Annotated in this window: 10 protein-coding genes; all 10 read right to left on the minus strand. The window is 44.1% G+C overall.

Annotated elements, in window-relative coordinates:
• Window positions 1-36: 36 nt before the first annotated feature.
• Window positions 37-471: a YciI family protein gene (locus KJS65_RS08980; RefSeq protein ID WP_213649517.1), complete on the minus strand. Its 435-nt coding sequence runs from the start codon at window positions 469-471 to the stop codon at window positions 37-39.
• 114 nt (window positions 472-585) lie between these two features.
• A complete protein-coding gene (locus KJS65_RS08985) occupies window positions 586-1398 on the minus strand; it encodes an alpha/beta fold hydrolase (protein ID WP_213649518.1) in 813 nt (270 codons plus the stop codon).
• A 304-nt stretch (window positions 1399-1702) separates the two neighbouring features.
• A complete protein-coding gene (locus KJS65_RS08990; protein ID WP_213649519.1) occupies window positions 1703-4213 on the minus strand; it encodes a hypothetical protein in 2511 nt (836 codons plus the stop codon).
• A gap of 104 nt (window positions 4214-4317) precedes the next feature.
• A complete protein-coding gene (locus tag KJS65_RS08995; protein ID WP_213649520.1) occupies window positions 4318-5667 on the minus strand; it encodes an ABC transporter substrate-binding protein in 1350 nt (449 codons plus the stop codon).
• Between the two features lie 39 nt (window positions 5668-5706).
• On the minus strand, window positions 5707-6864 hold the full coding sequence (locus tag KJS65_RS09000) for an efflux RND transporter periplasmic adaptor subunit (protein ID WP_213649521.1): 1158 nt from the start codon (window positions 6862-6864) through the stop codon (window positions 5707-5709).
• Window positions 6865-6926: 62 nt separating this feature from the next.
• Window positions 6927-7805, minus strand: coding sequence for a carbohydrate ABC transporter permease (locus tag KJS65_RS09005; protein WP_213649522.1), 879 nt, complete (start codon window positions 7803-7805; stop codon window positions 6927-6929).
• Window positions 7806-7819: 14 nt separating this feature from the next.
• Window positions 7820-8686 (minus strand): carbohydrate ABC transporter permease, encoded by an 867-nt coding sequence (locus tag KJS65_RS09010; RefSeq protein ID WP_213649523.1) that lies wholly within the window; start codon window positions 8684-8686, stop codon window positions 7820-7822.
• Between the two features lie 319 nt (window positions 8687-9005).
• The gene (locus KJS65_RS09015) at window positions 9006-10424 is read right to left on the minus strand and encodes a DUF4179 domain-containing protein (protein ID WP_213649524.1); all 1419 of its coding nucleotides are present in this window, start codon (window positions 10422-10424) and stop codon (window positions 9006-9008) included.
• 22 nt (window positions 10425-10446) lie between these two features.
• Window positions 10447-10956, minus strand: coding sequence for a sigma-70 family RNA polymerase sigma factor (locus KJS65_RS09020; RefSeq protein WP_213649525.1), 510 nt, complete (start codon window positions 10954-10956; stop codon window positions 10447-10449).
• 430 nt (window positions 10957-11386) lie between these two features.
• Window positions 11387-13675, minus strand: a complete 2289-nt coding sequence (gene metE, locus KJS65_RS09025; RefSeq protein WP_213649526.1) for a 5-methyltetrahydropteroyltriglutamate--homocysteine S-methyltransferase — start codon at window positions 13673-13675, stop codon at window positions 11387-11389.
• Window positions 13676-13677: the final 2 nt, after the last annotated feature.

Consider the following 13677-nt stretch of genomic DNA (forward strand, 5'->3'; position numbering starts at 1 on the left):
TAATGTTGTCATTCCGTTTAGAAATGCGTGACAAAATTACGCCTTTTTCAGCTCCTCAACCTGCTGGCGCAGTGCTGCTTCTTTCGCCAAAGATTCCGGATTATCCGTTAAGTCCTCCGCCTCGAACACTTGTCTTAGCTCAATTTGACCTTGGCCGTTTCCATGGGGGTCCGGCATACGCAGCGCCCATTCTATGGCTTCTTCTCTGGATTTAACTTCAATCAGCGTATATCCCGCAATCATTTCTTTTGCCTCTGTGAACGGGCCATCAATAACCTTCGGTTTGCCCCCGGGCTCCGGATAGGAAATTCGAATTCCGCTTGTACTGGGCTGTAAACCATCGGCAGCGAGCAGTACACCAGCCTTTACCAACTCCTCATTATACTTCATCATGGCGTCAATAAGCTCCTGGCTGGGCAAAACTCCGGCCTCTGAATCTGTTGTTGCTTTGACAATCATCATAAATCTCATAAGTATATTCCTCCTAATTTATAGTAAAGCATCGTATACCGGTGTGAATATTACCCGTGTAAGTCCGCTTCTACATATACGACGAATCAATCTCGACTGGATCGACATCCAGAATTAGAAATTTTCATTAAAAAAAGCTCTCAACTCCGATGAAATGATTTTTGTATTGAGTTGCTTGGTATGGCCGAGTCCCTTTTTACTCAACAGCTGCGCATGGGGGAGCATGCCCGCCAGTGCCTGGGCGCCATGACGCAAGGAGGCTGGACTCTCAGTGCCTTCCAGTACCAGTGTTGGTATTTTCACTTCGCTCCATGAATTGGCAGGTAGTGGCTTCCCATCCATATACCCGTCGAGCAAAGCTGCATCGTAGGGAAGAGTGTGTGCAACGGCCAAGAGTTTAGACCATACTCCCGGCATCAGGCGCATCATGCCGATGACGAACGAGGGTGCGCCCATTCCTTTGGTCATAAAGTACTTAATGGCTTCGGCGCGGCGATTATCGGCAATAAGTTCGGAAACATGTCCGAAGAAATGAGTCGGTACTATGCGGTCCGCAGGATCAACTACAAATGGGGGTTCATGTAATGCCAACTTCGTAATATTTACTCCGCTCGCTGCTGCTTGAAGGGCAAGTACTGCTCCGGATGACAATCCCCATACATATGCCGAGCCGCCAGCTTCGTCAATCATTGCCTGAAGATCCTCAATTTCGCGGGTTATGGCATATGGCTGTGTGTCCCCACTATCCCCGCGGCCACGGCGGTCATAGTTGTAGACTGTAAATTGCTCGGACAATAGATTCGCCAGCTGTACCTGCCCAGGAAATTTCCTGTAGCTGAACGCACCTGCTACCAGTATGAGTGCCGGCCCTTGACCAACCTTGTCATATGCAATCTTGGTACCATCTTTTGAAGTTACTGCGTACATTGTATCTCTCCTTTTATATTCCAGTTATTTTTGTTATGGATTGAGCTGCTCTTTCTTAAGATATCCGAGCTACTATGAAGACGACGAACGGCTGACGCCAAAATCGACACATCCCCAATTTAATTTTTATTATATTTCTTGCTGCAACGCTTGAAACCTTCTTACATGATTAGGAATTCGGGCAGTGCTTCCTGAAATTATAAAAGAAGTAAGCCTGGTCTTAAGACTAGGCTTACTTCTTTTGAGTGTTAATGTTGGATTGCTATTTTCAACGATGGTACTTCCACTGCTTACGCTGCCGTTGTCATTCATTCACTTCTTTAGGTGCTTTTTCGTAAATAATTGGATAAGATTGACTGCCCATTAAAATTCTTCGGCCCTGGAACTCATCATACAAGTTCATGCGGATGGAGCCTCCGGTTAATTTTTTGTATAAGCTGCTATTTAATGCTGTTGAATATGATTTATTATTTCCGATAGTCCAATCCGTTCCGAATGTTAACGTTTTTTCTGTCGATTGTCCATACGAGTCGGTGAGTTCTAAGACAAGTTTATGCTCATAAGTACCTGTCTCGTATTCATTATTTTTAGTGAGGCTGTAATTGATGACTGTATTGATTGTATCCGAACCTTCAGCAAGGGTGCCCTCTGCTTTGGTAATCGAAAGGTTGTAAGGGAATAGATCCACATTTTTCAAATTAGACGAAGGTTTAGCAGCTATAGGATTAAGTGAAAGCCCCACCGCATTGATATATCCCGTCATGGAACCAGGTGATTCTGTCGACTTATCTTCAGCTATCCCCTCACCAATATACAGTACCAGGTCCGACGTATTTACATTCTGTGGAATCTTACTCCACACCGTAACCAGATTCTTGCCATTGGGAATTGTGGAATTGGACGATTGACTAACTTTGGCCTCATAAAATTGATTATCAGGTGTCTTATAATAAGCCACGAGCTGTGCTTGTTTGGATTGACGTGGTTCTTCACTGATCGTTTCTAGTTCTGTATATATCAAATTTGAGCTGTTATCACTATACGCATTTGACCGGCGTTCCTTCACCTCTGCTTTTTGGCCGTTCGTATTGATATGGTAAGAGCCGCCTGCTTTAACGGTATTCATCATGGTATTCACTGCATTCGTGTTCATAGAGAGGAACTTCGTAACATCATCTCCAGAGGTTTCCTGCAAAATAATTCTCAATTGACTAAAACTATATGAATAAGGCACCCTTGCAAGCACGTACATCTCTGTCGTTTCAGAAGGAGCTAGAGACGTAAGGGTGTTTTTGGTCACAATCTGGACTGTACCGCTTAGATCGTTCATTCCTGCTTTGACTAGAGCTTGGAGTGTAGGCAGCTGTACGGTATTGAGAGATGCATTACGAATGCTGATTTTCGCCGTGATTTGATCTCCCTCTGCCCAAGGCAACCGCTGAATAGAATCAAGCTTAACGCCGAACTTCCCATGATTATTCTCGATTAAATACTCTATTCCCAAAGTGTTATTGCTTTCCTGGGAATAAGGTATTTTGTAATATGCGGTTGGAAAAACAACCTTACCGTCTATAGAGGGCTCTGTTAAGAGGAGCTGTAAGGCACTTTGATTCAGTTTTAATGGCACAACCCCGCTGAGATCAATGATCTTCTCTTCGAGCGGCTTTATCGTTAAATTAGCAAGCCCATTTGAATTCACCGGAATACTGAAACCTTCAGCGGCTTTAATGGCAAGCTCATAAGCAGGCAGAGTTACCGATTTATTACCGAGGTTTTTAATACGGAATTGCAGACTCCATTTTGCGGATTCGTTCTCCGCATACACGGCTGCACTCTTTAGCTGCGTTTCTACCGCATTATTGGCGATAAAAATTTTCTTCACGGCGTAGTCCGCTACGGCTGAATCGGCAGCTTTTAAACCGGGAAGCTTAAAAGATTTAACTGGAAGATTCATTTTCAAAGTCGGGTCTTCGTAAGCGAATTGCAGTGTCATATTATCTGTTTTCATATAAGAAGGAACTTCTGCCAGATAGTAGATTGTTTTCTTCTCTTGTGGTTGCACCTTGTAATTGCTGCTGGCATCCTCCAGCTTGAGCTCGAATACCGAACCACCGGATGACTTCAGGTACGCTTTATAGTCTGGATTGATTAGAACTTTTGTGCCCAAATTAGCGAGACTTACACCTATCTTCATGTATACTTTTCCATTCATTTGAATCTTTTGAAGGCTCTCTGCTTTGGTCGTTACAGGCAGATTATTCATCATGATCTTCTGACTTTGGCCTTGAGGGACTAGCGATGTATAGCCGCCTGGAGTCGTGAAAACACCCAGCCTTTTCTGATAGTTGGCGCTATTGAAGTCCCACCCGAAGATGGAAACCTTGACTCCATTTAATTTTATTGCCTTCCCAATATGCACATAATAAGTGACGGTTTGACTGCTCTTCGCGGGAACCATTTTTTTGCCGGCATCAATTGTGACAGATTTTCCTTGTATGACCGTCCCGCCGGTCGTGGTGATCTTCGTGAAATAATCGATAAGATCTACTCTATTACTCGTTCCGTTGCTATAAATAAGTGTATAAGTAAGAATATTACCGCCCGGCTGCGTAAAAACGTCCATATCCGTCAGCTTCACACTGACATTGCTCTTCAGAGTGATAGAGCCGAGTTTGTCCAGCATGAATGCTGCGGTAGTAGATTTCGTGACCGGTGAAACTCCCGAGGATGCTGCGTTAGCGTCGTGAGCGATATACTGGCTTAAAACTATGATGCCTAGCAGAACTACCGCATACGTGTTGATGCGTTTGTTCATGAATTCCCCTCCCTGATTTCAAGCATTAAATTGAGGCTGCCTAATTCCCTGTTTCTTGGAAAAAGCAGCTCACGGGGTGGCTGCCTTTTATTTTTCCATGCTTTCTATTCGTTCAAATAAATTGTCGTCCGGTTCTGAATAAGCTTGGCCACTTCTTCCGCAGATTTCTGTCCGCTAAAAAATGAAATAGACTCTTCTCCTACAATGTAAATCACTTTACCATCCAGACTCGCGTATTGATCCGCGGAATTAATAAGTTGTTTAAACTGCGTAAATTCTTCGTCGGATACCTTGGCTGTATTTCCATTAGGAAGCTTGTATGCGCCGCTTTTAACTTTTTCCTGAATGTCGTTCAACATCTTCTCGTTGACAGATTTCAAAAGCGAAAATCCTGCTCTGTCCTGCAGTGATTGCGCTTCTTCCGATAATAAGAAGGTCATGAATTTCCACGCTTCATCTTTAGCCGGAGATTTGACTTGTATTGCGAACTGAGTTGACGGGATGATCCTCATACCGCCTGTGGCTTGTCCATCATGCGGCCTTAGAAGCAGTTTCGGATTATCAAAAAACGAATGCGGGCCATCGATTAAATCTGCTGGAGATGTTATCACTGCAGAATAAAATAATTGGTTACCAATATCCGCTGGAGCCGAAGTCGCGATTTTTTCATCAAACATTTTTTTGATTTGCTGCATTAGTTCCACGAATGCGGGGGAGTCGAAATTTGCCTTTTTTGCGGCAATGTCAACGAACTGTGTGTAACTTTCCACAATCATTTCCTGAAGGATCACATCCGGCGGATTGTTCGCTAAGGCATAGCGCTGATCCTTATTGCCCTTCCCGGCCCTTTGCATGAGTTTTTTCGAAATTTCTCCAAAATCCTTCCAAGACCAGTTCTTTTCATCGATCTTCACATCAGTGTTCTTAAGAACATCCCCATCGCCAATGAAAGCTCTCAAGGAAAATCCCGAAGGAACCGTGTAGATACCACCATTTAACTTCATAGCATTCAATACGCCCATTTGTACATCGCTCTTGTTCAGTGTTTTGTCTTGTTCCAAGTAATCGTTCATGTTCAGAAGAACCTGTTTGCTTACGTATTCATTGATAGGTAAATTGCCTACTTCGATAATATCCGTCCCTTTCCCTGACAATATGGCAGTATTCGTCGTTTTTTTGTATTTCTCATAATCATTGGGTTCCCACTTTTCTCCCATGTTCTTATAGGATTTGATCTGCAGGTCGATATTTGGGTATTTAGCTTCAAATTTTTTCTCTAATGCCTGATAGAATGGGTTTGATTCTTGTATAGATAAGGTGAGAACGGTTTTCCCGCCTTTGGTTGTCTGCTTTTCTTTACTTTCGACTTTTCCGCTGCCTCCGGTTCCGCATGCTGTCGTCGCTGTCATTAATGCACCCATAAATAACATAAAAAGCCACTTTTTCTTTATCATCGTATGAATTCCTCCAACAATTTTTATTTATATACTTAACTATTGCAAACGAACACGGTCTCCATCTTGTAAAGGTTCACTACTTTCCAATATGATCATGTCCTCCTCATAGATGCTATCCGATTGAATCATCGTTTCTTTCTCATTCGTTTCACTGGTCTCAATCCGGACTTTGCGGGCAACGAAAACATTGCCGAGTGCTCCCCGCTGTTCTTCGACTTTGTATACAAACAAGCCATCGCGGTCCTGATGAAGAGCATCATTAGAAATGAGCCATCCTTCTTGAAGTGAGCGTTTCGCGAGCTTGATCGACGCATGTTCACCTCCTTTCAGCTCAGGGTTAGTGACTTTTATACGAAGCCTCTTCTGTTGGATCGTTATGGTCTGACCTGTCTCTTCACTTGAGGTGCTGTCAGTACGCGGCTCTGCATTCGCTATTTCTTCAATGATGCCATTGATGGTTTGGGATGATTGTCCCTGTGCTGAATCGACTCCAACCTCAACCTCAATCTCCTCTCCCACCATGATCCCTAAGCTCGTCAAATACTTTGCATCGGCAGTAATGTCCAATCGGTAACCCAAACTGCTGTTCGATACAATCACATCTGCTTCCCCTGCGGAGGGTAGTCCTTCTAAGGCATTTATTTTTGTTACAATACCGTCAAAGGGCGCGCTCAACTGCTTTTGACTTGTAAGAAGATCTCTCATCTGGCTAATTTTGCGTTCCTGCGCAGCAATATCGAGTTTACCTTTTTCGATTTCGCGACTTGCATTCCGCATTTTGAGTTCATCCTCTTCCATATTCGACTGAATGAATTGATCTTGAATATTCTGTTGTTCAATCTTCTGCTTTTCCAAATTGGTTACTTCAGCTTTCACTTCTTGTTCAGCCGTTTTGGTGTCATAGACGATGAGCGTTTGTCCCTTTTTAACAAGCTCTCCTTCTTTCACAAGAATCTCTTTAACCTTTAAGTTCGCAGTATTCGAAAGTTTAACTTCAGCGAGCGGGTGCAAAATACCGCTACCTTCGATCGTAAAATCAATACTTCCTTGCGTCGGTTTTTCCGTTCCCACTTTCGGCAGGGTCAATGATTGCAGTGTGTTACTGAACAATGTAAAGAACAACAGTAACCCCACAAAAAATACGAATACGACCTGAATGATTCGTTTGCGTTTTCGATCAATCGCTAGCTCCATATCCCGTTTGTCTCCTTAAAAACTTTCCGAAGGAAAGTTTACTTCGTAAGCATTCAGCAACATCAACCTTTGATGCCGGACAATTGAACGCCTTCGATGAAATACGACTCCGCATACAGAAACAACATGACCATCGGAGCCATATAAAGCATGGAAGCAGCGAAAGCCATTCCCCGCTCACCAGCATTGATCCTGGATAAAAAAACCGATAGCGGTTGCTTGAACGCATCGTCCAGAAAAATCAACGGCTGCTCCACCATATTCCAATAATCGACGAACAATAAAATAATCAATGCAGCCAGTCCGGGCTTGATCATCGGAATAATAATTTTGAAGAATATTCTTAAGTGTCCAGCTCCATCGATTTTGGCCGCTTCGATGTAGGCATAAGGAATATCCAGCATGAACTGCCTGAGCATAAACACGCCGAAAGCTGCGAAAATTCCAGGCAATATAATCGCATTCGGACTATTCAGTATTCCAAGCTGATCCGCCATGATATAATTCGGTACCAGTGTTACCTGGAACGGCATGAGCATCGTCAAGACGTAGATTAGAAATAACGGATCCCTGCCGCGAAATTTCAACTTGGAGAACGCATATGCAGCCAGTGCTGCGACGAAGGTCTGGCCAGAGATGATCGGCACCACCATCAATACGGAATTCCAGAACATCGTCAGGTATTTAGGGTTGTCCAGAAGCAACTTGCCATACTGCTCCAAGGAAACTTTATCCGGCAGCAATTTTAAATTCACAAAAGGATTTGCTTTGCCTGCAGCCGCTTCGTTCATCTGTCCGATTGGCCCATAATTCATATTGATTTCCTTTTCTGTCATCAGTGAATTTGTGAATGTGATCACAATTGGGAATAACAGCATGACCGCAATAACGCCCAGGACGACCGTTAACGCACTTTTTTGCAATACTCTGGCAACCGGCAATTTATTCTCACCTCCTATTCCATGAACTGTCGATGTCGGCGTTCAAGCGCGAACATTCCCAAGACGATCAGCAAAATACACCCGAACATCAAGGTAGCTGCCGCTGTCAGCTTTTGAATGTCCATCGTCATGAACATATTGTTCATATAGTGCTGCATCATATAGATGCTGTCATGCGGATAATCGCCAGCGATCAAATACGTTTCCCGAAACACTTTAAATGAATTAATGATCGACATGATGACGACAAAGAACATCGTGGATGTTAGATAGACAAGTGTAATATTACCAAACTGCCGTAAACGCCCTGCTCCTTCTATCTGGGCAGTTTCGTAATAATCCTTCGGGATTTGCTGCAGTCCCGCCAAAAATAAAATAACGTTATATCCAATGTTCTTCCATAAATAAACGACAATGACCACAATCCTGGCTGCATCAGTCTTCATCCAATCGACACGTGCGTAACCGAACCTACTCAGCCAGGCATTAAGGTATCCGTTCCAATCAAACAGTATCTGCCAGATAAGAATGATCGAAGCGACAGGTACTACTAGAGGCAACACATATGCAGTCCGCAGCCATTTCCGGAGATATGTACTTTTGTTGAGCAGTATCGCTAACCCTAAAGACAGTAAAAGCATGAGGGGAACGCTAACCGCGGTAAAATAAAAGGTATTGTATGCTGCCTTACGGAAGGAATTACTCGCAAGCAGCTCGCGGTAGTTATCGAGTCCTACAAAATGGCCATCTATCGTATTGTCCATAAAGGAATAGATCACTCCCATGATGAACGGAATAAGATAGAACATCGCAAATCCAGCACCGCTTGGCACAAGGAACATGAATGCCACTGAAATATCCTTACGAAGCAAGTTCTTCATGATCGTCTTCATCACCCCCTTCTTGGTTCAAGCTTCCTTCTTTATGTCACAATCATAGGCAAGACTATTTAAGAAGGAATGGGGTAAAAATTAAATATTCCTTAAATTTCTAGCTAAAAGAAACACTAAAACAGAAGCGTAGCCAATAATTCAAGCCACTTTAATCCGCTATCAATCGGTTTAGGAGTCATCTGTTGATGTTATTGACTGAATCTATTAAGGATTAAATGAAAAAAACCGAATTCCCAAGGGAACCCGGTTGTTAGTCCGTATATTACAATACGGTTCATCAATAATCCTGCTTTCTTCTTCCTGGATTCTAATGCTTTGAATGCAGCTCTACGGTTTGCGTATCCATAACCGGAATCCAGTACTGCTTGACCTCAATCGTGAGCGGCTGCGGATAGTCGAGAGCTCCCTTTCCAAAATTATAAGCTGTTTCATCTTCCACGGTGTCTTCTTTAGTTGATGAGGTCGTTCCTCCATGGCTGGTGCTTTTCGGAGATACCCTCTTATACTTTTCCCCCTTGGCATCGGTGAAATCGCCCAGCCACATGCCGAAGCTATCTCCAACATGGGCTTGTTCAAGCTTGCGATAGAAATAAATTTCTTCTGCGTCCGCTTCCTGATCAGGTGGAAGGATTTGCAGCAAATCGTCAGGAGCATCTAAGATTTGTCTCTTCTTCAAATCGACGACAACCTTTAATTGATCCTTTTTCACGGCGGCAATGCCGAATATTTTCAGCGATGTGGTATCCAGCTGATCGAGCTTGCTGTTCTTGAATACCAGGGTGGCTTTGGTATTATCCTTTAAGACTTCTTCCGGATAATATAGCTTTTCGATGTTGCTGCCGCTTTTACCGATGACGACCGGACTAATCACTTTAAAAATCTGCTTGTCATTGGCCTTGTCATATTCCAGATCTACATACGTATTCAGCGGTGTAAACTGCACTTGGCTCACGTTTATTTGCTGTCCGTCCACGGTCAACGATTGAGTCGGATGATAGGTACGTTCCTGGTCCTTCAGTATTTTGGTATCCAGTTCAAACGCAATGTTTAAGCCCTTCTGATACTTTTGAGATACGGTATCCCATAGGGCTACACTTATCTTCGCGTCCTTGCTGTAATCAACTGAAGGCAGAAGATCCGTGGTATATACATAGTAAGCCGTTTCTCCCGGATCGATGTCGGATCGTCCCCTCGCATGTTTCGCCTCTGCTCTAAAGGATGGTGCTTCGACATCTCCAAAGTACAACGAGTCAACAATAGGGCTAGCTATATGTTCCGTGTGATTTTGTACACTAAACATGATAAAAGCTTTGCGCCCGTCCGAAACGGCACCGGCCACGTCTACACGGAAACCGTTTTTCTCCACGCCTTGTTTAATGGGCTTTATCAAGCCTTGCTCCATGGCCGCTCCAAACCCTTGATCTCTTTGGCTAATGGGACGGAACAATTCGAAATCGGTCACGCTATTCGCGCTCGCCGTTTGCATCACCTTCTCTTCGATTACTGCAGCCGGAGACCCGATAGATGAAAATATAATGACAATTGCTGCTGCAGCTGCTGCAACCGCACTCACTCCGTAAGTATAGATGCGCCTCATCTCGCGCTTCCTCCCTTGTGCTACACCGCAACGTACGGCAGTGGAAAGTTTCATTTCCCGAATCGTTTGGGTATTCGTTTTAACTTCATTGGCATCCTGCATCAGGACTCGTTCTTCTTTTTCCAACATGTACGATTCGCCTCCCTCATCACTACAGATCTTTCCGAAGCTGCTTAAGCCCTTCGCGCAGCCAGGTTTTGATTGTGCCTTCCGGCTTCTTAAGCACCTTCGCAATGTCGACGGTTTTCATGTCCTGATAATATTTGAGCATGATGACATGCCTGTATTTCGGCTTCATCCGGTCCATAGCCCGCTCTAAATCGATTCGATCACTGCTTTTCATTTCCTGAGCTGTTTCATCCTCCAGCTTTTCCACTGGAAATACGCGTTTTTTTCGTCTGAGCTCGTCCATGCAGCAGTTGATCGTAATCCGGATTAGCCAAGGAGTGAAGGATTGCTCGTCCTTGAGCTTTTTACGCTTCATCCATGCCCGGCAAGACGCTTCCTGTACCACTTCCAGGGCATCCGCTTCGTTGCGCAGGTAGCTGAAAGCAATCGAGTACAGTTTGCGTTGTTCGCTGGACAGGCGTTCAAAGAAACTCTCTTCGTCTATCAACTCCAATTTCGCCATTTTGACTTCGTTCATTGTGTTTTCCACCATTCACCGTTCCCCCTCTTCCTTATTTGTGTCGGTATACGGAAGAAGTCATCTGTTTTAAATTCCTAATAGTAAGACGCGACTGACCAGAAAAACGATTGATTTTATTTCATTTTGTTTTTTAACATATGAAATGCCGCTGATTAATAAATAAAAACAGGTCAAAGCATGCTTATACTATCCATGCCTTGGCCTGTCTTTTAAATTGTTATGATATTTACCCTGCACCGACTCAAAAAGACATTCAAAAAGCTACTTAACTCGATGTTACCATAGCAAGACTATGCGGACAATGCACCAATGATTAGGCAAATCGGGAGCATTGATCATGCAAAAACAAAAAAGACGGTATCCAAAAAGTCGAATGACTTTGGTATACCGTCAATGTTTAACTGTTAATTCTAGTAGATTCTTTTTATCTGCTTAACCTCTTTTATACTGTTAAGGTATGCTTCTCACGAGCGATCTGCGTCGCTTTAACCATGTTGCGCAAGGAATCGACCGTTTCCTCGACTCCACGAGTTTTAAGTCCACAATCCGGATTAATCCAGAAAAGGTTGGGATCAAGCACTCGCAAAGCCCGTTCGATCATACTTGTCATTTCCTCCACCTGCGGAACACGTGGACTATGGATATCGTATACACCTAAGCCGATGCCTAATTTGTATGTGTTCAACTCAAAGCTATGGATCAGCTCACCATGACTGCGGGATGTCTCGATGGATATCACATCCGCATCCATGGCTTCAATCGAATCGATCATGTCATGGAATTCGCAATAACACATATGCGTGTGAATTTGCGTCGTGTCCTGTACCGTACACGTAGTCATACGGAACGCTTTAACAGCCCATGCCAGATACTCCGCTTGATCTTCTTCTTTAAGCGGCAGTCCTTCGCGAACCGCAGGCTCATCCACTTGAATCATGCCAATGCCTGCCTGCTCAAGTGCCTCTACCTCTTGTCTGAGCGCATACGCCAGTTGATAAGCGATTTGCTCGCGTGTGATGTCGTCACGGACGAACGACCAGTTCATGATCGTAATCGGTCCCGTTAACATCCCTTTAACTGGGCGATCCGTCTTCGTTTGCGCATACTTGGTTTCCTCGACAGTCATCGCTTCCTCGAAAGCTACATCTCCAAAAATAATAGGCGGTTTCACACAACGGGAACCGTATGACTGTACCCATCCATACTGTGTAAAGGCAAATCCCGCAAGCTTTTCACCAAAGAATTCGACCATGTCCGTTCGTTCAAATTCACCATGCACGAGAACATCCAGTCCGATCTCTTCCTGCAGCTTAATCCAAATATCGATCTGTTTCCGGATGAAGTCAGCATACTGCTCGTTGTTCCATTCACCTTTGCGCCAGCTTTGGCGAGCCTTGCGCACCTCTACAGATTGCGGAAAACTGCCGATGGTCGTCGTTGGAAAAAGTGGCAATTGCCATTTTTTCTGTTGAGCGATATGACGTTCAGCAAATGGCAGACTACGAACCGGGTTCTGTACACTAATGGTCGCTACGGCTTTCTGGACATCATTACGGTTGCGCTCATCCGATTGTTTGAGCGCTTGAAGAACACTCTCACTCTTTTCAAGTTCGTCTGCGATTGTGGCCTCACCTGAAGAGACTGCTTTCGCCAGAAGTGCAATTTCATCCAGCTTTTCATCAGCGAATGCGAGAGCATTCTTAAGTTCAGGTAAGAGCTTCGCCTCATTTTTCACCGTAACCGGAACATGCAGCAAGCTGCAAGAAGACTGCACGATTAGCTTATCAGTCGTTACAACTCCAGCAAGCTCTTTTAGTAGTACAAGCTTCTCACGTAGAGATGCCTTCCAGATACCACGGCCATCGATAACTCCTGCGCCCAGAACCTTGTCCTCAGGAAAACCATATGTTCTAATCGATGAGATATTGCCAGACAATCCATGCACGAAATCAAGACCTATTCCTTTTACCGGCAGCTGGACAATGTCACAGTAGTTCTCTATAGATTCAAAATAGGTTTGCAGCATGATATTCAGGTTAGGCGCTTTCGCTGCAAACGTATCATAAATGGTCTTGAGTCGCTTACGATCATCCTCACTTAATTTTGTTACCAGAATAGGTTCATCGATTTGTACCCATTGAACCCCTTCGAATGCCAGCTCCTGAAGTATCTGTACATAGAGCGGTAACAATCGCTTCAGCCAAGCATCAGTCTCCGAAACGTCATATCCTTTTGATAATTTCAGGAAGGTCAACGGGCCTACAATAACCGGTCTCCCTTCGATACCTAGTTTTTCCTTAGCTTCTCTATATGCAATAAGGGGTCTATTTTCAGTAATCGTAGGTACAGCTCCATCGAGTTCAGGCACGATATAGTGATAGTTGGTGTTGAACCATTTGGTCATTTCACTTGCTGTTGCATCCTTCGTTCCACGGGCAATGCCATAATAGACAGACAAGGGTACGACTCCGCCTTCATAAGAAAAGCGTTTCGGGATAATTCCGAACATTGTTGCTGTATCCAAAATATGATCATAATAGCTGAAATCATTTACCGGGATGAAGTCAATTCCCTTTTCCTGCTGTTTACGCAAATGATTCAAACGGATCTTCTGCAGTTGATTGTGAAATTCTGATTCTTCGAGCTTGCCGGCCCAGAACGCTTCGAGCGCTTTTTTCCATTCGCGATCTGCACCAATACGTGGATATCCCAAAACACTACTTTTCGCCATCT

The organism is Paenibacillus sp. J23TS9, assembly GCF_018403225.1.
Classification (GTDB): Bacteria; Bacillota; Bacilli; order Paenibacillales; family Paenibacillaceae; genus Paenibacillus_AQ.